This is a genomic window from Pseudoduganella sp. UC29_71 (assembly GCF_042693265.1).
Taxonomy (GTDB): Bacteria; Pseudomonadota; Gammaproteobacteria; order Burkholderiales; family Burkholderiaceae_D; genus Rugamonas.
In genome coordinates, this window is the sequence record NZ_CP170549.1 from 4,630,391 (window position 1) to 4,652,211 (window position 21,821).

The following is a 21,821-nucleotide window of genomic DNA, read 5'->3' on the forward strand; positions in this document are numbered from 1 at the left end:
TAGTCTGGCACTGCTGCCTGTTTACTTGCGCAGGCGGCGTTTGCGCGCCAGCGCCAGCATGCCCAAGCCCAGGCCGAACACGGCCAGCGTGCCCGGCTCAGGCACATTGTTCATACGCAGGGCCTGGATTTCAGCCTGGGTCAGCGCCGTGTTGTACAGGCGCGCTTCGCTCAGCACGGCGTCCAGGCCGCCGGGGCCGCTGGCTGCGGAGTTGGCGTGGCGGATGCCGAACAGGATTTCCGTGTCGTTCTGGGTCCAGGTTGCAGCATTGCCAGCCAGGTAGCTGCCGATGTTGACGCCGTTGCGGTAACCGGTGATCTGCAGCGTGCCGTTGCCGAAGTCCTGGTAGCTGATGGCCATCTGGATCAGGTTGTTGATCGAGTTTTCCGTGTAGCCGGGGTTGAACGCATTGTTGCGCCAGCCGTTGCTGCTGCCGTTCATCCAGGTGTTGGCCTGGTTCTCGCCGTAGATGATGCCGTCGAAGTTGTCGCTGCCGACCTTGTCGATGGTCATCATCGAGCCTGCGGTGGCGGCGTTGCTCAGCCCGGTCAGCTGGCCCCAGACCACCAGCGTCTTGCTGGTGATGGCCGGGCCGGTGTAGCCGGTGGTGCGCGCCCAGCCCAGCGCGGTGGTGCCGGTGCCGTCGACGGTCAGCTGCCCATTGGCGATGCTCGCGTTGCCGCGCAGTTCCAGGTTGCCGAAGTGGCCGGTGGAGTCGGCCAGCGCATTGCTGCCCTCAAAGGTCCATTGACCGATCAGGGTGGCGTTGGCGGCGCCGGCGAACAGCAGCGGCAGGCAGACGGCGAACTTGGTCAGACAGCGTTTCATTGAATTTCCTTGGAGAATAAATTATTTCCTCAAATCAAAGCAAATTGCATGCCACCATGTTTCTACAGGGAAGCTAATTCACTAATGTAAAGTTTTTCGACACGTATTTCGGCCAGTTCATCCCACAACCGGCGGCAGAGCGAGAAGAACGGTCAAAGTTGCTGTAAAGTTTTCCGACATCTCAAATTGACATCTTTTCGCTAGAGAACACGCATGGGCCACTCACCTGAAGACCGCCGTTTTCGCCGCCGCCTTTCCATCCTGGCCATGATCGCACTGGCGGGACTGCTGGTCCTGGTGGCCAGGCTGGTGTGGCTGCAGGCAGTCCGCGACGGGCAAGGCATGCTTTGATGGCGCGCCGGATCAAGGCGCTGTTCGCCGTGCTGGACCCGCAGCTGACGCTGTGCATCCTATTGCTGCTGGCCGCCGGGGTGCTGACCATGTATTCGGCTGGCGCCGACTTCCCCGGCCGTTTCCCGCTGCACCTGCGCAATGTGCTGATCGCGCTGGGCATCATGTGGGCCGTCGCCAGCGTGCCGCCGCCCACGCTGATGCGCTACGCGGCGCCCATCTACGCAGCCGGCGTGTTGCTGCTGCTGGCCGTGTTCATGCTGGGCGAGGTCAAGAAAGGCTCGCGGCGCTGGCTGCACATCGGCTTCGACATGCAGCCGTCTGAAATGATGAAGATCGCCATGCCGCTGATGCTGGCCTGGTTCTTCCACCAGTACGCCAGCCTGCAGCGCTGGAAGACGTTCGCGGTGGCGGGCGTACTGCTGCTGATTCCGGCCGCGCTGATCATGAAGCAGCCCGACCTCGGCACCGCGCTGCTGGTGCTGGCGGCGGGCTTGTACGTGATCGTGCTGGCCGGCTTGTCGTGGAAAGCGCTGGCCGCCTTCGCGGCGGCGGGCGCGGCCAGCATCCCCATCGCCTGGCCGCTGCTGCACGACTACCAGCGCCAGCGCGTGCTGACCCTGCTCCATCCGGAAGCGGACCCGCTCGGCAAAGGCTTCCAGATCAAGCAGGCCGGCATTGCCATCGGCTCGGGCGGGCTGGACGGGAAAGGCTGGCTGCAGGGCACGCAGGGCCACCTGGGCTTCGTGCCCGAGCGCACCACGGACTTCATCTTTTCCGTGTACGCGGAGGAGTTCGGCCTGCTCGGCATCGCCGTGCTGCTGACGCTGTACTTGCTGCTGATCGCGCGCGGGCTGGCCATCACGGCCGGCGCCACCACGCAGTTCGCGCGCCTGCTGGGCGGCGCCGTCACGATGATCTTCTTCACCTACGCCTTCATCAACATCGGCATGGTGAGCGGCGTGTTGCCGGTGGTGGGCGTGCCGTTGCCCTTCATCAGCTACGGCGGCACCGCGCTGACCACGCTGGGCATAGGCGCCGGCATCATGATGAGCATACAGCGCCAGCGCAAGCTGGCTTAGCGGCAGGCTGGCTTAACGCGGTTAACGAGCCTGTGCGGCGTGCTGCCGCTGCAGCGCTTCGATTTCGAAATCGCCGTCATCCACCAGGCGCAGCCAGCCGTCGAACTTGGCCAGGCCGAGCGAGCGCGCCATCGCCAGCAGCAGGCTCTGGCCGGCGGCCGGGCGGTCCGGCTCCAGCCGGTACACCGGATCGTCGAAGGCCGCGGCCGGCGTGGTGATGGTCCAGCCCATGTCCTTGAACATGGCGATGGCGTCGTCCAGCCACAGCGCGTTGATCAGGTTATGGTGCATCAGCATGACCTGCGCGATGTCGCGCCCCTGCAGCTGCAGCGACAGCGCACGGTAAGCCAGCGCGCGCTGCTTCAGGTGCGCCAGGTAGGCCGCGCGGATCGGCGCCACGTCCGCGTGCGGATCGGCATTCAGCACGCGCGCCAGTTCCCCGTTCAGGCGCCAGTCGCTGGTGTCCAGGCTCACGTAGGCGTTGCGGTAGCCCTGCTGCTTGAGGAAGGCGCGCATGCCGTCGCGCTTCTCCGGCGTATTCCCTTCGCGCAGGAAGGTGTAGCGGAACCACTTGCGGTAGCCGGGCAACGTACTGATGATGCGGTCGCAATCGAGGATCTCCTGCTGGTATTGCGCCAGCGTCAGCTTGGCGCTGTGCAGGTCCGGATGCGTCATCGTATGGTTGCCGATGGCATGCCCCGCCTCGCCCCAGGCGCGCGCCAGCGCCAGTCCTTCCGGCTGATTCGCGCCATTGCCCGCCGTGACGAACAGCGCCGCCTTCACGCCATGCTTGTCCAGCGCCGCCAGCATTGCCGCATTGCGCTGCTGCGCCGACAAGCGCGGCGTGGCCTCCAGGTTCGGCCCGTCGTCAAAGGTAAATGCCACCGACTGCGCGTGCGCCGCCGTGGCGCAGGCCAGCAGTGCAACGAGGCCGAAAAGCGTGCTCAGTATCTTCATCGAAGCGTCCGAAATCGTTGATAAAACGGCATAGTACCCGCGCCGCCACACAGGCGCCAGCAGATTGGCTCCTGGGGCAATTGCGGCGCCGGGCGGGGGTGTGCAACACTGGGCGCAAACAGGGAGCGGATATGTATGACTACGTTATCGTCGGCGCGGGATCGGCCGGCTGCGTGCTGGCCAACCGGCTGTCGGCCGATCCGGCCGTCAAGGTGTGCCTGCTGGAGGCCGGGCCGCGCGACAGCAGCCCCTTTATCCGCATGCCCATCGGCATACTGTTCCTGATGATGAGCAAGACGCTGAACTGGCGCTACCACACCGAACCGCAGGCGCAGCTGAACGGGCGCAAGCTGTTCTGGCCGCGCGGGAAAACGCTGGGCGGCAGCAGCTCGAGCAACGCCATGATCTACACGCGCGGCCACCCCAGCGATTACGACCATTGGGCCGCGCTCGGCAACCGCGGCTGGAGCTACGCCGACCTGCTGCCCGTGTTCAAGCGCTCGCAGCACCACGAGCCCGGCGCGGGCGACTACCACGGCAGCGGCGGCCCGCTGAACGTGTGCGCGCAGCGCTCGCCCAACCCACTCACGCAAGTATTCCTCGACGCCGGCCGCGCCGCCGGCTACGCGGCCAACGACGACTTCAACGGCGCCAGCCAGGAAGGCCTGGGCCGCTACCACCTGACGCAAAAGAACGGCGAGCGCTGGAGCGTGGCGCGCGCCTATCTGCACCCGGTGCTGCAGCGCCCCAACCTCACCGTCATCACCGGCGCGCACGCCAGCAAGATCCTGATGGACGGCAAGCGTGCGCGCGGCGTGGCCTATCTGAAGGATGGCAAGCAGCAGCAGGCGCTGGCCGCCCGCGAAGTGATCCTGTCCGGCGGTGCCATCAATTCGCCGCAGCTGCTGATGCTGTCCGGCATAGGCCCAAAGGACGAGTTGGCGCGCCATGGCATCCCGCTGCTGCACGAGCTGCCCGGCGTGGGCGAAAACCTGCAGGACCACCTGGACGTGCTGCTGGTGCAGAAGTGCACGCAGCCCATTTCTCTGGGCATCTCATGGCGCAACCTGCTGGCGCAAACGGTGCACACGCTGAACTACCTGTTCCGCCGCAGCGGCCCCTTCACCACCAACTCGGCCGAAGGCGGCGGCTTCGTCAAGAGCCGGCCCGAACTGGCGGTGCCGGACCTGCAACTCCACTTCACGCCCGCCACGCTGGACGGCCACGGCCGCACGCTGGCGCACGCCCGGGCCACCATGCTGGGCCACGGCTACGCGCTGCACGTGTGCGACCTGCGGCCCAGGAGCCGCGGCCGCATCGGCCTGCACAGCGCGGACCCGATGGCGCACGCGCTGATCGAACCGAATTACCTGTCGCACCCGGACGATATGGACAACATGGTGCGCGGCGTAAAGGCGGCGCGCGCCATCCTCGCACAGCCGGCCTTCGATCCCTATCGGGGCGCCGAGATCAGCCCCGGCCCGCAGGTGCAGGGCGACGACGCCATCCGCGACTTCATCCGGCGCAAGGCGGAAACCATTTACCACCCGGTAGGCACATGCAAGATGGGCGCCGATCCCATGGCCGTGGTGGACGACACGCTGGCCGTGCACGGCCTGCAGGGCTTGCGCGTGGTGGACGCGTCCATCATGCCCACGCTCATCGGCGGCAACACCAACGCGCCCACCGTGGCCATCGCCGAGAAGGCGGCCGACATGATACTGGCGGCCCGGGCAGCGCCCGCACCTGCCCCGGCGGATACATTGGAGAAACATTTGGTCGATTGACAGGCGGCATGGTTGTGTCCAAGATCTACGGCTTCGACCCACCAAGCCGGACTCTGCACATGACATCTACCCGATTGCTCCCTCCCCTGACCGCCCTGCTGCTGGCTACCGCCGGCTTGGGCGCTGTCCACGCTGTCCACGCCGCCGACGCCACCCTGCCCGCGACGGCGTCCACCGCCGGCATCGCCGCCAAGCACGCCATCACCCACGAAGACGTGTGGCTGATGAAGCGCGTCGGCGCCCCCGTGCCCAGCCCGGACGGGAAGTGGGCCGTGTTCGCCGTCACCGACACGGCCTACGACAGCAAGGAGCAATGGTCCGACCTATGGATCAAGTCCCTCACCGACGACAGCGCGCCGCGCCGCCTGACCTTCTCCAAGGGCGGCGAAAGCGCCCTGAACTGGTCGCCGGACAGCAAGCAGCTGATTTTCATCGCCAAGCGCGACGGCGACGAAGCGGGCCAGATCTACCGCATCGACGTGGCCGGCGGCGGCGAGGCGCAGCGCCTCACCACGCTGACGCTGGGCGCCCGTTCGCCCAAGTTCAGCCCCGACGGCAAGCAGATCCTGTTCGTCAGCGACCTCTTCCCCGGCAACACCGACGAGGAATCCGTCAAGAAGACCGCCAAGGAACGCAAGGACCGCAAGTACAGCGCGCGCGCCTACGAATCCTTCCCGCCGCGCTTCTTCGACAAATGGCTGGACGACAAGCTGGTGCGCCTGTTCGTGATGGACGCGCAGATCGGCGCCACGCCCAGGGACATCCTGTCCGGCAGCAAGCTGGCGGCCATGCCGGGCTTCGGCGGCGGCCAGGGCGATGAAGGCCAGTCGCTGGACGCCATCTGGGCGCCGGACGGCAAGACCGTGGTGTTCTCCGCCTCCACCAACCGCGACCAGCTGGCGCGCGCCTCGGCCTATACGCAGATCTTCTCGCTGCCGGCCACCGGCGGCGAAGCCACGCAGCTGACTGCCGACAAGCACAGCTACAGCAGCCTGAAGTTCGCGCCGGACGGCAAAACCCTGCTGTGCCTGACGCAAGCAGAAACCGAAGGCAAGGTCTACGACCTGGACCGCCTGGCCAGCTTCGCGTGGCCCATCAACGGCGCCAGCGCGCAGCCGACGATCCTGACCGCCGCGCTGGACCGCTCGGTGTCGCGCTTCGCGCTGCCGTCGGACGGCAAGCGCATCTACTTCACTTTCGAGCACGCCGGCCTGGAACAGCTGCATTCGATCAGCTACGCGGGCGGCGAAGTGAAAGCCGAGCCGTCGGCCGCCACCGGCAGCATCAACTCGCTGAACGCGGGCGGCACGGCGCTGGTGGGCGTGTGGGAATCGGCCATCAATCCGCCGGAAGTGTTTGCCTTCAACGGCAAGCAGCCCAAGCGCCTGACTTCCTTCAACGTGGAGAAGGCCGCCAGCATCGACTGGCAGGCGCCCGAGCACTTCTGGTTCAAGACGCCGGACGGCCGCCAGATCCACAACATGATCGTCAAGCCGGCCAACTTCGACCCGAGCAAGAAGTACCCGCTGTTCGCCGTCATCCATGGCGGCGCGGCGAATATGTGGCGCGACCAGTTCGTGCTGCGCTGGAACTACCACCTGCTGGCCAAGCCGGGCTACATCGTGCTGCTGACCGACTACAAGGGCTCCACCGGCTACGGCGAGGAATTCGCACGCTCGATCCAGTTCGACCCGCTGAAAGGCCCGGGCGACGAGATCAACCAGGCAGTGGACGAGGCCATCAAGAAGTACAGCTACATCGACGGCAGCAAGCTGGCCGCCGGCGGCGCCAGCTACGGCGGCCACCTGGCCAACTGGCTGCAGGCCACCACCACGCGCTACAAGGCCATCGTGTCGCACGCGGGCGAGATGGACCTGGTAATGCAGTGGGGGACCAGCGACAGCGTGTACGGCCGCGAAGTGAACAGCGGCGGCCCGGTGTGGGGCAACCTGCCGGTGTGGCGCGAGCAAAGCCCCATCATGCAGGCCGGGAACCACGAGAAGGGTACGGGCTTCAAGACGCCCATCCTGATCACCGTGGGCGAGCTGGACTACCGCGTGCCGGTCAACAATGCGCTGATGAATTTCGCCGCCCAGCAGCGCCTGAACACGCCGAGCAAGCTGGTGGTGTTCCCGGACGAGAACCATTGGGTGCTCAAGGGTGAAAACAGCCGCTACTTCTACAACGAAGTGCACGGCTGGCTGGCGAAGTACCTGAAGTGACGCTGTGGCGGGTTACGCGCGTTGCGCTAACCCGCCCTACGGATCTTGACCGCCCGTGCCTCCCGTGACGTATGGCGCCGTGGCTCGTAGGGCGGGTTAGGCGCAGCCGTAACCCGCCGGCTCAGGAGCCGAACTCTTCCAGCTGTTCAATGCGGCGCTGCGTCAGCAGCGCCTTCCACGCGTGCGGCGCCACCCCCGGGTAGCGCGCCGCACCCAGCGCCACCCACGCGTCGCGGTACGCCAGCCAGGCGCGCTGCGTGACCTGCACCCCTTCCTTGGTCACCGTGCTGTAACCGAAGCCCGGCTCGCCGTCCTTGTGCGGCAGCTGCATCAAGCGCTGGTAGACCTGGTTCAGCTTCTTGTCCAGCTGCTGGTACTGCTGCTCGCTGTAGCGCGGCAGCTTGCCCTTCTCCGCGTCCTGCACGTCGTGCGCGAACAGGTCCAGCTCCACGCCGTGCGCCTCGATGGCCAGCGCAGCGCGCAAGGTGCCGCTCATATCGGTTTCCCGATCCGCGCGCAGCGACGCAAACTGCTCCAGCGCCTGCTGCAGCCGGGCGGCGGCGGCCTGCTGGCCCGGCTGCCAGGCCTTCATCAGCGCGGCCAGCCTGGCACCGCGCTCCTTGCTGTCCAGCCTGTCCTGGATGGCCGCGCAGCGGCCGCCCATCAGGCCGCTGGTGATGTCGTCGCACTGGTCGAAAGGCCGGGCTTCGTGGTGCAGCATGCGCTCGTTCAGATGCGCCACGCGGCCGTCCATTTCCGCCGGCGCGGCCGGCACCGAGCAGGCGTACTTGACGGCCAGGTCGTAGTTGCGCGACACGCCGTAGCCGTTCGCATACAGCATCATCAGCACGGTGGCATTGCTCTCGGCATAGGCACAGTGGCGCACCTGCTCCCACTGGGCCGGCGTGGCCCCGGCGCGGGCGCGCGTGTCGTAGTAGCGGTCCTCGGCGCCGCATTGGCGCAGCGCGTGCAAGGCGCCGGCGGGCGGCAGCTCGCGCGCGGGCGGCTCCACATTCTGCACGCCGAGGCACTGGCGGTACCAGGCCGCGTTGCGGTCAACCATGCTGCCCATGGCGGACGTATTCGGATAATCAGCTTGCGCCAGCGCCAGCAAAGGCAGCAGCCCCGCTAGCGCGACAATACCGGACCGGCTCATGAATGCGTCTCCACCACTATGATTATGCCCACAGTATAGTGACGAAACGGCCACAGCACCACGTCTGCCCGTTGTGGCGGGAAAGTTACAAAAATATATACTACTTCCCTGTGAGCAAGTTACAATAAGTGCAAGTCCACTCTCCGGGAAACGCGATGAAACAGCAGTGCGCTGCCTTGTTCCTGATTTTTGCCTGTGCCGCCGCGCGCAGCGCGGAAACCGATCCGCAGCAGAAGTCGCCATGCGCGCAGCCGAATTTCCCCGCCCGCTCAACCACGCTGGAGAGCGTGCGCCTGGTGGAAAAAGCGCTGCGCGAATGGCGCGCCTGCTTCCGCGTGGCCGCCGCACAGCAGCAAGGCGTGGACGCCATGATGGCGTCGGCGCACGACTACCAGGTGGTCAAGGCACGGCATGAAGCCTGGGTGAAGGCGACTGTCGCGCAAAGCAACGGCCAGCCCTACGGCAGGCTGGCCGCCAACCGCGTCGAGCGCGATTTCTGGGAAAACCTGATGGCGGACCGCAGCTATCCGCCCGCCCGCCACGCGCAGGCGCCCCGTCCGGCCGACGCGGCGCTGCAGGTGACCGGCTCGAACTGATTCCTACGCCGCAGCTTTCACCGGCGCCGCCGCGGCGGCCACCTGCTGCCGCCGTATCGCCATCACCAGCAACGCGGCCACCACGCAGGCCGCGCCCGCCGCGAACAGCGCCGGGTTGTAGGTGAACCACAGGGTCCGCACCCGTCCCGCGCCATACGCCGCCGCCGCCGCGCCCAGCTGATGGCCGGCGAACACCCAGCCGAACACCATGCCCGCGCGCTCCTTGCCGAAGGTGGCGCCCACCAGCTTGACGGTGGGCGGCACGGTGGCGATCCAGTCCAGGCCGTAGAACATGGCGAACAGCGACAGGCCGTACAGCGTGAATTCCGAATACGGCAGCCACAGCAGCGACAGGCCGCGCAGGCCGTAGTACCAGAACAGCAGCTTGCGGTTGTCGTAGCGGTCCGACAGCCAGCCGGAGGCGATGGTGCCGAACAGGTCGAACGCGCCCATCATGGCCAGCACGGATGCGGCCGGCACGGGGCCGAGGCCGGAGTCGCCGCACAGCGAGATGAAGTGGGTCTGGATCAGGCCGTTGGTGCTCAGGCCGCAGATGAAGAAGGTGCCGAACAGTATCCAGAACGTGCGATTGGCGGACACGCTGCGCAGCACGGCGAACGGCGTGCCGAAGGTGATTTTCATCGGCGCGGCGGGCGCAGCAGCAGCGGCGGCGGCAGCAGCGGCCGGGTCCATGCCGAAGGGCAGCAGGCCGACGTCGGACGGCCGGTTGCGCATCAGGAAGAAGGCGCCCACGGCCACCAGCGCGCAGGCGAAGAACACCGGCAGCAAGGCCATGCGCCAGCCGTAGTGCTCGATCAGCCAGGCGCCCAGCGGCAGGAACACCAGCTGGCCTGTGGCCGAGCTGGCTGTCAGCAAGCCGATGATCAGGCCGCGCCGCGTTTCAAACCAGCGGTTGGCCACCACCGCGCTCAGCACCAGCGCCGTCATGCCCGAGCCTATGCCCAGCATCACGCCCCACAGTGCCACCAGGTGCCAGAACGCGCTCATGCGGGTGGCCAGCACCAGGCCGGCGGCCACCAGGCTGAGCGCGGTGACCACCACGTTGCGCAGGCCGAAGCGCTCCATCAGGATGGCGGCAAACGGCCCCATCAGGCCGAACAGCGCGAAGCGCACCGCCAGTGCGGACGAAATCTGGTCCACGTCCCAGCCGAACTCCTTGCTGAGCGGCTGCAGCAGCGCGCCCGGCAGGCCCAGCGCGGCCGACGACGATAACGCTGTCAAAAACGTCAGGGCGACGATGACCCAGGAATAGTGCAAGCCACGGCGTGCCAGCCAGGCTGAAAGGGGTTGAGCGAACATGGGTTGCCTCTCGGGAATGTTGAAGGATGCTGCATTCCACGCATTTTAAATTACGACCGTCATTTAAGCAAACGCCGAGTTCAACAACCGGCGAAAAAAAAGCCCGCACGAGGCGGGCTGGGAGGCAAGCTGAGGGAGTTACGGTTTAACCTGGATGGAACTTTTCACTTCGCTCACGCCTTTCACGCCGCGCGCCAGCTGGACGGCCTTGTCGGCTTCCGCCTTGGACGGCACGAAGCCGCTCAGCATGACCACGCCCTTCACGGTTTCCACATGCACGTCCATGGCTTTCACGCCGGGATCGGCGGCCAGGTCGGCTTTCACCTTGGTGGTGATCACGGTGTCGCTCACGGCGTCGCCTGCGGCGGCGGTGGCGTTGCGGGTGCTGTCGGCTGCGCCGGTGGTGGTGGCGGCAGTGCGGTCGCGCATGTTGTCGGTGGCGGCAGCGGTGCGGTCGCGCATATTATCGGTGGCGGTAGCGGTCTTGTCGCGCGCGGTGCCGACGGCGGCAGCCGTGCGTTCGCCTACGGTCGGGGTGGGATCGGCGCGGCGGGCGTCGGCGATGGCCGAGTCCTTGGCGGCCTTGGCGTCATGCTTGCAAGCGCTCTTGGCGTTGCCGCTCATGTCGTCGCATTTTTCCTTGGCCAGGCCATATTCGGCATCGGCCACATCCTCGCGGGCCTTGCGGATGTCCTTGGCGTCGGATTTATGCTGGGCTACGGCGTCGGCTTCGGCCTTGGCCTTGGCCACTTTCGCCTCTTCCTGGCAGATGTCCTTGGCGTTGCCTTTCAGGCTCTTGCATTGCGCCTTGGCGGCTTTGTATTCGGTATCGGCCTTGTCCTTCATGGCCTTGTATGCAGCCGGATCGTTGTCGGCCATGGCATAGCCACTGCTCATGGCGCCGGCCAGTGCCAGGATTACGAGTTTGTTCATGATAGGTCCCCCTAAGTGATGGTTACCTGACAATTAAACGCCTGTCGCAATCTCCACTCTGTACGCTAGCCAACACAAGACTCATCAAATCGGGCAAGCCCGATATACGTCATTCGGCCGCTTGCAGGCCCTGCTTCCACAGCGAACGGGCTTGCTCGAACGGCGTGCCGCCGTCCGCAAACACGGCGCCGCTGGCGGCCAGCGCCAGCCAAGCCTCGGTATCATGCGACACGTGACTGTCCGGCTGCGCCGCGCGCACCCGCTGCAGCCAGCCGTAGACCTGCCCGTACTGGCCGGGATGGTTGCGCTGCACCCAGGCCAGCGCGGCCAGGTCGGCAAAGCCTTCCTCGCGGCGGGTTTCGCGCAGTTCCTGGGTCAGCTTCTGGATTTCAGGCGGCAGGGCCGCGTCCGGCGTGCGCTCCTGGAAGCCGCTCGGCACCGAGTGCCAGGCGCCCTGCGCGTAGCGCCAGCAATGCGCCACTTCATGCGCCGTCATGGCCTCTATCATCAGGGCGCGCTGCGAGGCCGGCGCCGTTTGCAGCACGTCTTCGGCGGCGGGGTTGCCGCGCATGGTGAACACCAGCTTGCAGCGGCCGCCGTCGAAGCCCATCGCCAGCGGCACGGCGCCGGGCTGGGCTTGCGGCTGGACGATGATGTCAATGGGAAGCTGCTGTTGCTTGGCGTAAGCCAGCACGGAGGCGCCGGCCTGCAGCCAGCGCGATTCCACTTCGGTAAGCTGCGCAGCGCAAGCAAAGGCCGGCAAGGACAGCAGCGCGGCGGACAACATGGACAGGATGACTTTAGGCATGATTTACCCCTCTGAAAGGCAATAATACATGCCGCAAGTCAATGCGTAACAGCTGTTACAAAATATTTGATTAGCGAAAACGCATATTCGCCAAATAAACAATTGTCGGTTTTTTAAAACTCTTCCCAGCTGTCGTCGGCGCCGGCGTTGACCACTTTCCTGGGCGCAGGCTTGGCGGCGGGGAGTGCCGCAGCGCGCCGGGCCGGAGCCGGACGCTGCGCCACGGCGCTCACGCTGGCCACAGCGCGCGGGGCCGGGGCCGGGGCGGCAAGCGGCAGCGACGACTCGTCCAGCTTGAAGATGCTCACCACCTGCGACAGGTTGCCGGCCTGGTCCTGCAGCGACGAGGCGGCAGCGGCAGCCTGCTCGACCAGCGCCGCGTTCTGCTGCACCACCTGGTCCATCTTGCCGACCGCTTCATTGACCTGCTCAATGCCCGACGTCTGCTCCGCGCTGGCGGTGGAGATTTCGCCCATGATATCGGTCACGCGCTTGACGCTGTTGACGATGTCCTGCATGGTGGCGCCGGCCTGGTCCACCAGCTTGGCGCCCGCGTCCACTTTTTCCACCGAATCGTCGATCAGGCTCTTGATCTCCTTGGCCGCGCCGGCCGAGCGCTGCGCCAGGTTGCGCACCTCGGTGGCCACCACGGCAAAGCCCCTGCCCTGCTCGCCCGCGCGCGCCGCCTCGACGGCCGCGTTCAGCGCCAGGATGTTGGTCTGGAAGGCGATGCTGTCGATGACGCCGATGATGTCCACGATCTTCTTCGAGGACTCGTTGATGGAGGCCATGGTCTGCACCACTTCATTGACCACCGCGCCGCCCTTGACCGCCACATCGGAGGCCGACAGCGCCAGCTGGTTGGCCTGGTAGGCGTGGTCGGAGTTCTGCTTGACGGTGCCGGTCAGCTGCTCCATCGAGGAAGCGGTTTCCTCGATATTGGCGGCCTGCTGCTCGGTGCGGCTAGACAGGTCCATATTCCCGGCCGCGATCTCGCGCGAATTGGTGGCGATGGTCTGCGTGCCGGCGCGCACCTGGCTGACGATGTTCACCAGGCTGTCGCGCATGCCCTGCATGGCATGCAGCAGGCTGCTGTTGTCGCCCGGCTTGGTGTCGATCCGCACGGCCAGGTTGCCGGCCGCGATGCACGCGACGATGGAGGCGGCGTATTCCGGCTCGCCGCCCAGCTGGCGCAGCAGGCCGCGGCTGATGAACCAGGCCGCCGCCACGCCCACGCCGATGGCGATCAGGCACAGCACCACCATGAACACGAAGAAGCTGCGCGCCACGCTGGTGGCGCTGTCGGCCTGCTCCATGCTCATTTTTTCTTCCAGGTCGATCAGCTTGTTGACCGAGGCCAGCCACTCGACAAAGGCCGGCGCGGCCTGCTGCTGCAGCAGCGCCGTCGCTTCCGGCAGCTGGTCTGCGGCGCGCAGCGCGATCACCTTGGCGATCAGCGGCTGGGTCTTGGCCTCGCTGGCCTTGATGCCTTCCAGCGCGCTTTTCTCGGCCGCCGTCACGCCCTTGCCGGCCGCGATGATCTGGTCCAGCGGCGCGGCCGACTTGGCGTAGTGCTCGGCCAGGGTCTGGATCTGCGCCACGTGCGGCGCGGCGGCGGCCGCGTCGGCCGCCAGTACCACGTCGCGCAGCGCGATGGAACGGTCATGCACGCTGCCGCGGAAGTTGATCGCGTAGCGCTGCTTGACGTTGTTCACGTCGCTGATATTGGTGAGGATGGTGTCGATCTTCTGCACGCGGTTGATGCCGAGCGCAGTGACGATGATGAGGAGAAGGAAAACCAGGCCAAAGCCGGTGGCCAGGCGGGTGCTGATTTTAGTGCTTTCAATGTCCATGTTGGTATCCCTGTTCCTGTTATTGACTATCGGAAATAATAGGAAAATTTAACACGGATGAAGCATTCCTGCTTGCCGCCAAAGTGAGAGGCTGCGGCGGATCAAACCGGAGTCCGTCCGCCGCAGCCTAAGCTTATTTTTTCAGCAAGGCTTTGGCCGTGGTGAAGGCCGGGCGGATATCGTTCGGCACGGCCTTCATCTTGTCGAGCGCCTTCTGCACGTCGGGGCGGATCACCACGTACTTGGCCATCATGTCCTTGGCGCGCGCGTAGTCGCCGGTCGCTTCGATGGTGAGGAACTCGCGGTCCAGGTCCAGCACGGCCTGCTTGATCTTCTTGAAGTCCACCGAGAAGATGCCGTCGCCGTGCGACACGAAGCCGCCCTTGTCCAGCAGGTAGTTGACCTGGATGGCCATGCCGCGCGCATGCGAATCCGTCAGGCCGAAGTGCAGCGTGCGGAAGGCCGAGGCCAGGAAGGTGGTGTGCAGCTTGCGCTCGGCCGCCTCGCCCTGCCCCAGCGCGCCTTGCAGCTGGCCCTTGTCCATCATGTGCATCAGCGCGTACAGGCCGGTGATGTCGGCCTTGGCTTCCTCGATGGTGGAATAGGTCTCCTTCAGGTCCTGGCGCGGCGTGGAGGCCACGCCCTTCACCGTGGTGGCGTGCGGGCCGAGGCCGTGCATGATTTCATGCGCCAGGATGTGGGTGAAGAAGGAATCGAAGTCCACGTCCTTCTGGTCGGCCGGCCTGAGCACCAGCTTCGAGATCGGCGTCAGCGTGGACTTGAATTTCGCCTCCTGGACATTCTTCAGCATCACGCGCTTGGAGCCGCGCTGGCTGATGATGCGCTCGTCGTTCGGCAGGTTGTAGGCGGCGGTCTGCACGCCCATGTTGCCGTCGCCCGCGCCGTAGACCTGGTTCACCACCACCATGGGCGCCAGCGCGCCCACTTTCGGGTTGCGGTACTGCGCGTCCAGCGGCAGGTTGTCTTCCAGCTCCTGCATGTGCTGCGCGAAGAAGTTCAGCTTCTCGGTTTCCTTCTGGTCGCGCACGCTCACATAGGCTTCGAAGGCGGCCTTGTAGCCGAACAGTTCGTCGTTATAGGTTTCGTAGGGGCCGATGGTGACGTCGACCGGCGCATCGAGGTCCATCCACGCGAAATCGGAAGCCAGGTAGTCGTTGGACAGGAAAGCGTCCGCGCGCAGGGTGAGGAATTTTTTCAGCGACGCGTTGTCCGTGGCGGCGGCCGCCTCGCGCAGCAGCGCGGCCAGCTTCTCCAGCTCCGGCCTGTATTCGTCCGAGTATTTCACGGTCTTGAACTTGCCGCCCGCGTCCGCGCGGATGGTGGTGAAGAACCACTGCGCCTGCTCCTTGTCGGCGGCGGACAGGCTGTTGATCCACGCTTCCACGGCGGCCTTGCTGGCGCCGGACGGATAGAAGTTGGCCGCTTCCGGCTTTTTGGCCGGCACCTTGATGCCCGCCACTTCCTCGGGCAGGAAGGAGGTATTGCCGTCGATGATGGACCACGGCCCCTTGTTGAGCCAAAAGTAGTCCAGGCGCGCCTTGCCCAGTGCCGACTTGTCCTTCTGCAGCGCCGACCACAGCGCCTCGTTGCCTTCCCAGCGCTGGCGCAGCTGCAGCACGTCGACGATCTTGGCCGCCTCGATCAGCTTGACGATGGCCTGCTTGTCGCCGGGCGACAGCCTGGAGGTGTCGGCCTTCAGCTCGACCGGCGCGAAGCGCCTGGCCATCTTGTTCAGTTCATCGACGCTCGCGGGCGCTGCGGTGGCAGCGTTGCCCGCGAGGGCCAGTACCAGAGGAAGCAGGATAGTTTTCATGGGACCTTACGATGGTTGATCGGAAAGCGCCCATGGTATAACCGATTACCAGACCTTGTACACCTGCCCGGTCTGCGCGCCTTCCACGCTGCGGCTGTAGGCCAGCGCCACGCGGCTGGCGGGCGCGGTCTCGAAGCCGCGGAAGTAGGGGCCGTAGCTGTCCAGCGATTCGGTCAGCAGGGTCGGGCTGACCACGTTGATGCGCAGGCCGCGCGGCAGCTCGATGGCCGCGCCGCGCGCATAGCCCTCCACCGCCGAATTGACCATGGTGGCGCTGGCGCCGTTGCGGATAGGCTGGTCCGCCACGATGCCGCTGGTGAGCGTGATGGAGCCGCCGTCGTTGAGGAAGTCCTGCGCCACCTGGGCCACGTTCACCTGCCCCATCAGCTTGCTGTCCAGGCCTACGCGGAACTGCTCCGGCGTGAACTCGGCCAGCGGCGCGAACGCCAGCTGGCCGGCCGCCACCACCACCGCATCCACCTTGCCGATTTTTTCAAACACGGCGCGCACCTGGGCGATATCGGCGATGTCCGCCTGGTACTGGCCGCTGCTGCTGCCGACCGCCACGATCTCGTGGCGCTGGCCCAGCTGCTCCACCACGGCCTTGCCCACGGTGCCGGTCGCGCCAATGACGATGATCTTCATATTGTTCTCCTGTGGTTGGTTAAGTGCAGCCAGTATGGCTTGCTTCACCCCAGGAATAAATGCACTAGAATGAACAACATTACAAACCTGAGGTTCGGAATATGGACAAGCTACGCAGCATGGAAGTGTTTGTGGCCGTGGTGGACCGCGGCAGCTTCACGGCCGCCGCCGACGCGTTCGGCATCTCGCCCGTCATGGTGGGCAAGCACATCCGCGCGCTGGAAGAGCGGCTGGGGGCCGCGCTGCTGGCGCGCACCACGCGGCGCCAGAGCCTGACCGAGATCGGCCGCCAGTACGCCGACCAGTGCCGCGCCATCCTGGCGCAGATCAGCGCCGCCGAATCGGGCGCCGAAGCGATGCACGCCGCCCCGCGCGGCAAGCTGAAAATCACCGCGCCGGTGTCGTTCGGCAGCGAATGGGTCAGCCCCGCGATGACGGAATACCTGGCGCAGCACCCCGAAGTGAGCCTGGAGCTGAACCTGAACGACCGCATGGTCGACATCGTGGAAGAAGGCTACGACGCGGCGGTGCGCATCGGCGTGCTGGAAGACTCGGGGCTGGTGGCGCGCGCGCTGCGGCCCTACGGCATGGTGATCTGCGCCTCGCCCGCCTACCTGAAGCGGGCCGGCACGCCGCGCACGCCGGACGACCTGGCGCAGCACGAATGCCTGGACTTCATGCAATGGACGCACCAGGTGCGCTGGCGGCTGAAGGGCCAGCCCGGCGCCAGCAAGGTGCGCGAAAGCCGCTTCCGCTCCAACAACGGCCACGCGCTACGGGTGGCCGCGCTGCACGGCTTCGGCATCGTGATGCAGGCCGAGATGCTGCTGGCGCAGGACATCGCCGCCGGCCGGCTGGTGCCGCTGCTGCACGACTACGTCCCGGCCGCGCGCCCCATGCACCTCGTCTACTCCCGCGACCGCCAGCCCACGCCCAAACTCACCACCTTCATCGACTTCATGCTGGAACGCTTCGGCCCAAGCTAAGCGATCAATCAGCCTCTGACACATCCGCGAGCACCCTTGCGAGCTGAGCCGCATTCGGGGTCTGACCCCGAATGCGGCTCAGTTTGCTTGGCTGCCTGACTGCCTGACTGCCTGACTGCCTGACTGCCTGACAGCCTGACAGCCCGACTAGCGGGAGGCGATGGCGGCGAGCGCGCCCTGGGGCTGCCAGCCGGCGCCGAGGGAGCGGGCGACGGCGACCGTGGCCAGCAGGCGCTGGGTGGTGATTTGCGCGGCGGCACGGTCGGCCGCCAGGCTGCTGCGCTGGGCGTCGGTCACGTCCAGGTAGGTGGAGACGCCGCGCTCGTAGCGGGCGCGCGCCACCAGGTAGGCGCGCGCGGCCGCTTCGCGCGATTGCGCCTGCACCTGTTCCTGCTTCTGCTTTTGCTGCACGTCGGACAGCGCGTCTTCCACTTCGCGCAGCGCGGTCAGCAGCTTGCCTTCATGGTTGGCCAGCGCTTCTTCGTAGCGGGCCTTGGCCAGCGCGAGGTTGGCGCGGTTGCGGCCGCCGTCGAAGATGGGCAGCGACAACGCCAGCGGGCCGATGCTGAACTGGCGCGAACCGCCCCTGGCGATCTCGCTCAGGCTTTCGGAGGCGAAGCCGAAGTTGCCGGTCAGGCTGATCGAGGGGTAGAACGCGCCTTCCGCCACGCCGATCTGGGCGTTGGCGGCGCGCAGGCTGGCGACACTGCCGGCCAGGTCGGGCCGCTGCGACAGCAGGCTGGCCGGCAGGCCGACCGGGATGGCCGGCGGCTGCGGCAGGCTGGCCACGGCGGCGGCGGGCAGCTGCATGGCCGACGGCGAGGCGCCGGTCAGCGTGGCGAGGCTGTGCTCGAGCGTGTTGCGCTGGCGTTGCACTTCCTGCAGGTCGGCTTCGGCGTTGGCGCGTTCGATGCGCGCGCGCGAGGTGTCCAGTTCATTGGACAGGCCGGCGTTGAAGCGGGCGTTGACCAGTTCTTCCGTTTCGCGGCGGCTGTCCAGCGCGCCGTTCAGGATGGCGATCTCGGTGTCGAGTCCGCGCAGCTGCCAGTACGTGGTGGCCACTTGCGACGACAGCAGCAGCAGCACGCCGTCGCGGTCCGCTTCGGCGGCCAGCGCCTGGGCATCGGCCGCTTCCACGGCGCGGCGCACGCGGCCCAGCAGGTCCACTTCGTAGGACATGGACGCGCCCAGCGAGTAGTTGTTGCCGGAAATGGAGCGGTGCCCCAGCGCGATGCCTTGCGAGGTGTTGGCCGAGGTGCGCGAATTCGATACGCCGCCATTGACGCTCAGCGTCGGCGATTCGCTGACGCGCGCCAGGCCCAGTTGCGCCTGCGCTTGCAGCAGGCGCTGCGCGGCGGCTTTCACGCTCGGGTTGTCGCGCAGCGCGTTTTGTTCCAGGCGGTTCAAGGTGTCGTCGCCGTAGATGGTCCACCATTGCGCGGGCAGGCGCGCCTGGCTGGCTTCGCCGGCCGCGTGCCGGTAGCCGGCGTCGGCCACGTTCTTCGGCGCGCTGAAATCGGAACCCACGGTGCTGCAGCCTGCCAGCGCCAGCCCCACGGCGGCGGCCAGCGTGATTTTTTTCATCGTCGTGATCATATCGTTTAGTCCTTTTTTCAGTTAGTGCGCGCCGCCACCGCCGCCGGGGGATTTGACCTTGTCGGACATCCACAGCACCGGTATGCAGGCCAGCAGGATGGCGCTGACGATGAAGAAGCCGTCGTTGTAGGCCATCACGTAGGATTCGCGGCGCACGATGCCGTCGATGGCCTTGAGCGCCTGGTCGGCCGCCATGGCCGCCTCGTAGCCCTTGCCGATGAACGATTGCGTCAGCGCGGCCAGGCGTTCCTGCGTGGCCGGGGCGAAGGAGTTGATGGCTTCGCCCAGGCGCGCCGAGTGGAAGTGCTCGCGCTGCGACAGCGACGTGGCCAGCAGCGCGATGCCGATCGAGCCGCCCAGGTTGCGCGTCATGTTGAACAGGCTCGATGCCGAGGCCATGTCTTTTTGCGGGATGCCCTGCATGGCGAAGTTCGACAGCGTCAGCATGACGAAGGGCTGGCCCAGCGCGCGCACCACTTGCGAGGCCAGCAGCTGGTCGTAGCCGGTGCTGGCGTCCATGTAGGCGTTCATCAGGCAGGACACGCCGAACATGAGCAGGCCAAAGGAGCACAGGATGCGGTTGTCGACCTTGCCGGACAGCTTGGCCACGAAGGGCATGATGAACAGCTGCGGCAGGCCGGCCCACATGATCACTTCGCCGATCTGCATCGGCGAGTAGCCGGCGATCTGGCCCAGGTACAGCGGCAGCAGGAAGGACGAGCCGTACAGCGCCATGCCGAACACCGCCGACAGCGCGGTGGCCACCAGGAAGTTGCGCTGGCCGTACAGCCCCAGGTTGACGAAGGGGTTGGCGCGCGTGGCGCTGGTGACGACCCAGCCCAGCAAGCCCACCAGCGCCAGCGCGGCGAAGGCGATGATGAAGCCGGAGTCGAACCAGTCCTTGCTGTTGCCTTCTTCCAGGAAGATGGTCAGGCAGCCCAGGCCCAGCGCCATGAAGCCGATGCCGATCCAGTCGGTCTTGAGCAGGTCGCCCCACTTGGTCTTCTCGGCGTCCAGGCCGTAGGCGATGCCGGCGATGAGCAGCAGCCCGGGCACCCAGTTGATGTAGAAGATGGACGGCCAGCCGTAGATTTCGCTCAGGTAGCCGCCCAGCGTGGGCCCCATGGACGGCGCCAGGGTGGCGGTCAGGCCGAACACGGCCATGCCCACCGCGCGCTTGGAGGGCGGCAGCTTGAGCATGACCAGCGTGAAGGCCATGGGGATCAGCGCGCCGCCGGTGAAGCCTTGCGCCATGCGGAACACGATCATGCTTTCCAGGTTCCAGGCCGCGCCGCACAGGGTGGAGAACAGCAGGAACAAGGCGGTGGTGCCCATCATGTAGGTGCGCGCGCCGAACACGCGCGTGAGCAGCGCGGTCAGCGGGATGACGATGATCTCGGCCACCAGGTAGGCGGTGGAAATCCACGAGCCTTCTTCCTGGGTGGCCGACAGGCTGCCGAGGATGTCCTTCAGCGAGGCGTTGGTGATCTGGATGTCGAGCACCGCCATGAAGGCGCCCAGCATGCCGGCGCCGACGGCGATCCAGGTGCGCAGCGGGATCTTCTGCCCGTCCAGCGGCAGCGCCGGGGCGGCGGCCAGTGTCGTGGTGCTGCTCATGGCCACTCCTTAGTGCGCAGCGCGGGTGTCGGTGGAACCGGATTTCAAATCGACTTCGGCGATGGCGGACATGCCCGGCACCAGGCGGCCGCTGAGCGCTTTCACGTCTTCCGGCTTGAAGGTGACCTTGACCGGCACGCGCTGGACGATCTTGGTGAAGTTGCCGGTGGCGTTATCGGCCGGCAGCAGCGCGAACTGGGCGCCCGAGGCCGGGGCGAAGCTGTCCACGCGGCCGACCAGGGTCTTGCCGGGGATGGCGTCTATGGTCACGTGCACCGGCTGGCCCACTTTCAGTTCGGCCAGCTGGGTTTCCTTGAAGTTGGCGGTGAGCCAGACGTTGTCCTGCACGATGGCGGTCAGCTGCTGGCCCGGCTGCACGCGCTGGCCCACTTCCAGCGAGCGCTTGCCGATGCGGCCGTCCACCGGCGCCAGGATGCGGTTGTAGGCCAGCTGCTGCTGGGCGTCTTTCAGCTGCACGCGCAGCACTTTCACTTGCGCCTTGAGCACGTCGCGCGCGGCGGCGGCGGCGGCGGTCTGGGCCTGGGCGGCAGTGGCGCTGTCCTTGCGCGCGGCCAGGTCGGCCACGGCGCTGGAGCGGCCGGCGTTGGCTGCGTCCAGTTCCGCCTTGGAGACCGCTTTCATCTGGCTGTTGTACAGCTGGCCGTAGCGCTCGGCGTCCTGCTTGGCGCGCAGCAGCTGCGCTTCGGATTGCGCCACCTGCGCGGCGGCGGCGGAGGCCTGCGCGTGCACTTGCGCGATCTGCGCATCGGCCTGCAGCACCTGCTGCTCGGCGGTGGCGATCTGCGCTTCGATCTGCTCCACCTTCACGTGCTGGTCGAACGGGTCCAGCTCGGCGATCACGTCGCCCTGCTTGACCAGCCGGTTGTCCTCGATCAGCACCTTGGTCACCACGCCGGAGATGCGGGCCGACACCGGGTGCACATGGCCGGCTACGTAGGCGTTTTCCGTTTCAACAAAGTAATGGCTGCGGTACCACATGCGCGCACCGGCGCCGATGGCAGCCAGCGCGATCAGGCCGGCGATGACGAGCACGCGGCGGTTCGGCGCGGCGGCGGCCGGGGCGGCAGCGGGGGCGGCTTGGCCGGGAACGGCGCTCAGCATTTTTTGCTCTGCTTGGTTGGACATGAGTGCTCCGGATTAATGAAATGGGATAGGAGCATTATTCGCCAAGTCCAGTACCAAGTCAAGAAATGAAACGATTGCATTTCATTTTATTTTGGACTACAGTC

18 protein-coding genes are annotated in these 21,821 nt (G+C 66.3%); 6 read left to right on the top strand and 12 right to left on the bottom strand.

Translation table 11 applies throughout. The features are described 5' to 3' along the window. Positions 1-21 precede the first annotated feature (21 nt). Positions 22-828 (bottom strand): PEP-CTERM sorting domain-containing protein, encoded by an 807-nt coding sequence (locus ACFJI2_RS20610; RefSeq protein WP_377701655.1) that lies wholly within the window; start codon positions 826-828, stop codon positions 22-24. A gap of 213 nt (positions 829-1,041) precedes the next feature. On the opposite strand from ACFJI2_RS20610, the gene ACFJI2_RS20615 reads away from it, so the two are divergent. Both ACFJI2_RS20615 and rodA read left to right on the top strand, forming a co-directional pair. Next, entirely contained in the window at positions 1,042-1,179 is a 138-nt protein-coding gene (locus ACFJI2_RS20615; protein WP_377701656.1) for a hypothetical protein, read from the top strand. Continuing rightward, on the top strand, positions 1,179-2,261 hold the full coding sequence (gene rodA / locus ACFJI2_RS20620; RefSeq protein ID WP_377701657.1) for a rod shape-determining protein RodA: 1,083 nt from the start codon (positions 1,179-1,181) through the stop codon (positions 2,259-2,261). The genes ACFJI2_RS20615 and rodA overlap by 1 nt, the downstream gene beginning before the upstream one ends. A gap of 21 nt (positions 2,262-2,282) precedes the next feature. On the opposite strand, the gene ACFJI2_RS20625 is transcribed toward rodA, so the two are convergent. Continuing rightward, positions 2,283-3,218 carry a polysaccharide deacetylase family protein gene (locus ACFJI2_RS20625; protein WP_377701658.1) on the bottom strand — a complete coding sequence of 312 codons (936 nt, stop codon included), beginning with the start codon at positions 3,216-3,218 and terminating at the stop codon, positions 2,283-2,285. 131 nt (positions 3,219-3,349) lie between these two features. Between ACFJI2_RS20625 and ACFJI2_RS20630 the strand changes: the two genes are divergently transcribed. Both ACFJI2_RS20630 and ACFJI2_RS20635 read left to right on the top strand, forming a co-directional pair. Continuing rightward, positions 3,350-5,005, top strand: a complete 1,656-nt coding sequence (locus ACFJI2_RS20630) for a GMC family oxidoreductase (protein WP_377701659.1) — start codon at positions 3,350-3,352, stop codon at positions 5,003-5,005. A gap of 59 nt (positions 5,006-5,064) precedes the next feature. After that, positions 5,065-7,227 carry a prolyl oligopeptidase family serine peptidase gene (locus ACFJI2_RS20635; RefSeq protein WP_377701661.1) on the top strand — a complete coding sequence of 721 codons (2,163 nt, stop codon included), beginning with the start codon at positions 5,065-5,067 and terminating at the stop codon, positions 7,225-7,227. 121 nt (positions 7,228-7,348) lie between these two features. On the opposite strand, the gene ACFJI2_RS20640 is transcribed toward ACFJI2_RS20635, so the two are convergent. Further along, positions 7,349-8,383, bottom strand: a complete 1,035-nt coding sequence (locus ACFJI2_RS20640; RefSeq protein ID WP_377701662.1) for a lysozyme inhibitor LprI family protein — start codon at positions 8,381-8,383, stop codon at positions 7,349-7,351. A 155-nt stretch (positions 8,384-8,538) separates the two neighbouring features. Here ACFJI2_RS20640 and ACFJI2_RS20645 point away from each other — a divergent pair, with 155 nt between their 5' ends. Next, complete coding sequence (locus ACFJI2_RS20645) at positions 8,539-8,979, top strand: hypothetical protein (RefSeq protein ID WP_377701663.1); 441 nt, start codon at positions 8,539-8,541, stop codon at positions 8,977-8,979. A 3-nt stretch (positions 8,980-8,982) separates the two neighbouring features. Here the strand turns inward: ACFJI2_RS20645 and ACFJI2_RS20650 are convergent, their stop codons facing one another. From ACFJI2_RS20650 to ACFJI2_RS20675, 6 genes are all read right to left on the bottom strand, one after another. Next, a complete protein-coding gene (locus ACFJI2_RS20650; RefSeq protein ID WP_377701665.1) occupies positions 8,983-10,299 on the bottom strand; it encodes an MFS transporter in 1,317 nt (438 codons plus the stop codon). Between the two features lie 138 nt (positions 10,300-10,437). Continuing rightward, a complete protein-coding gene (locus ACFJI2_RS20655) occupies positions 10,438-11,232 on the bottom strand; it encodes a BON domain-containing protein (RefSeq protein WP_377701666.1) in 795 nt (264 codons plus the stop codon). Between the two features lie 109 nt (positions 11,233-11,341). Then, entirely contained in the window at positions 11,342-12,040 is a 699-nt protein-coding gene (locus tag ACFJI2_RS20660; RefSeq protein ID WP_377701667.1) for a hypothetical protein, read from the bottom strand. Positions 12,041-12,153: 113 nt separating this feature from the next. Further along, positions 12,154-13,893: a methyl-accepting chemotaxis protein gene (locus ACFJI2_RS20665; RefSeq protein WP_377701668.1), complete on the bottom strand. Its 1,740-nt coding sequence runs from the start codon at positions 13,891-13,893 to the stop codon at positions 12,154-12,156. Between the two features lie 133 nt (positions 13,894-14,026). Continuing rightward, a complete protein-coding gene (locus tag ACFJI2_RS20670) occupies positions 14,027-15,727 on the bottom strand; it encodes a hypothetical protein (RefSeq protein WP_377701669.1) in 1,701 nt (566 codons plus the stop codon). A 45-nt stretch (positions 15,728-15,772) separates the two neighbouring features. Continuing rightward, on the bottom strand, positions 15,773-16,372 hold the full coding sequence (locus ACFJI2_RS20675) for a short chain dehydrogenase (RefSeq protein WP_377701670.1): 600 nt from the start codon (positions 16,370-16,372) through the stop codon (positions 15,773-15,775). Positions 16,373-16,473: 101 nt separating this feature from the next. Here ACFJI2_RS20675 and ACFJI2_RS20680 point away from each other — a divergent pair, with 101 nt between their 5' ends. Beyond that, entirely contained in the window at positions 16,474-17,358 is an 885-nt protein-coding gene (locus ACFJI2_RS20680; RefSeq protein WP_377701671.1) for a LysR family transcriptional regulator, read from the top strand. Between the two features lie 147 nt (positions 17,359-17,505). Here ACFJI2_RS20680 and ACFJI2_RS20685 read toward each other — a convergent pair whose 3' ends face one another. The 3 genes from ACFJI2_RS20685 to ACFJI2_RS20695 are packed head-to-tail and all read right to left on the bottom strand — an operon-like array spanning position 17,506 to position 21,717. Then, the gene (locus ACFJI2_RS20685) at positions 17,506-18,942 is read right to left on the bottom strand and encodes an efflux transporter outer membrane subunit (protein ID WP_377701672.1); all 1,437 of its coding nucleotides are present in this window, start codon (positions 18,940-18,942) and stop codon (positions 17,506-17,508) included. Between the two features lie 33 nt (positions 18,943-18,975). Beyond that, positions 18,976-20,571 (bottom strand): DHA2 family efflux MFS transporter permease subunit, encoded by a 1,596-nt coding sequence (locus tag ACFJI2_RS20690; protein WP_377701673.1) that lies wholly within the window; start codon positions 20,569-20,571, stop codon positions 18,976-18,978. A gap of 9 nt (positions 20,572-20,580) precedes the next feature. Next, positions 20,581-21,717, bottom strand: a complete 1,137-nt coding sequence (locus tag ACFJI2_RS20695; RefSeq protein WP_377701674.1) for an HlyD family secretion protein — start codon at positions 21,715-21,717, stop codon at positions 20,581-20,583. Positions 21,718-21,821 lie beyond the last annotated feature (104 nt).

Bases quoted from the DNA above. Each gene is read 5' to 3' on its own strand.
- ACFJI2_RS20610 (WP_377701655.1), bottom strand. From the start codon at position 828: ATGAAACGCTGTCTGACCAAGTTCGCCGTCTGCCTGCCGCTGCTGTTC.
- ACFJI2_RS20615 (WP_377701656.1), top strand. From the start codon at position 1,042: ATGGGCCACTCACCTGAAGACCGCCGTTTTCGCCGCCGCCTTTCCATC.
- rodA (WP_377701657.1), top strand. From the start codon at position 1,179: ATGGCGCGCCGGATCAAGGCGCTGTTCGCCGTGCTGGACCCGCAGCTG.
- ACFJI2_RS20625 (WP_377701658.1), bottom strand. From the start codon at position 3,218: ATGAAGATACTGAGCACGCTTTTCGGCCTCGTTGCACTGCTGGCCTGC.
- ACFJI2_RS20630 (WP_377701659.1), top strand. From the start codon at position 3,350: ATGTATGACTACGTTATCGTCGGCGCGGGATCGGCCGGCTGCGTGCTG.
- ACFJI2_RS20635 (WP_377701661.1), top strand. From the start codon at position 5,065: ATGACATCTACCCGATTGCTCCCTCCCCTGACCGCCCTGCTGCTGGCT.
- ACFJI2_RS20640 (WP_377701662.1), bottom strand. From the start codon at position 8,383: ATGAGCCGGTCCGGTATTGTCGCGCTAGCGGGGCTGCTGCCTTTGCTG.
- ACFJI2_RS20645 (WP_377701663.1), top strand. From the start codon at position 8,539: ATGAAACAGCAGTGCGCTGCCTTGTTCCTGATTTTTGCCTGTGCCGCC.
- ACFJI2_RS20650 (WP_377701665.1), bottom strand. From the start codon at position 10,299: ATGTTCGCTCAACCCCTTTCAGCCTGGCTGGCACGCCGTGGCTTGCAC.
- ACFJI2_RS20655 (WP_377701666.1), bottom strand. From the start codon at position 11,232: ATGAACAAACTCGTAATCCTGGCACTGGCCGGCGCCATGAGCAGTGGC.
- ACFJI2_RS20660 (WP_377701667.1), bottom strand. From the start codon at position 12,040: ATGCCTAAAGTCATCCTGTCCATGTTGTCCGCCGCGCTGCTGTCCTTG.
- ACFJI2_RS20665 (WP_377701668.1), bottom strand. From the start codon at position 13,893: ATGGACATTGAAAGCACTAAAATCAGCACCCGCCTGGCCACCGGCTTT.
- ACFJI2_RS20670 (WP_377701669.1), bottom strand. From the start codon at position 15,727: ATGAAAACTATCCTGCTTCCTCTGGTACTGGCCCTCGCGGGCAACGCT.
- ACFJI2_RS20675 (WP_377701670.1), bottom strand. From the start codon at position 16,372: ATGAAGATCATCGTCATTGGCGCGACCGGCACCGTGGGCAAGGCCGTG.
- ACFJI2_RS20680 (WP_377701671.1), top strand. From the start codon at position 16,474: ATGGACAAGCTACGCAGCATGGAAGTGTTTGTGGCCGTGGTGGACCGC.
- ACFJI2_RS20685 (WP_377701672.1), bottom strand. From the start codon at position 18,942: ATGAAAAAAATCACGCTGGCCGCCGCCGTGGGGCTGGCGCTGGCAGGC.
- ACFJI2_RS20690 (WP_377701673.1), bottom strand. From the start codon at position 20,571: ATGAGCAGCACCACGACACTGGCCGCCGCCCCGGCGCTGCCGCTGGAC.
- ACFJI2_RS20695 (WP_377701674.1), bottom strand. From the start codon at position 21,717: ATGTCCAACCAAGCAGAGCAAAAAATGCTGAGCGCCGTTCCCGGCCAA.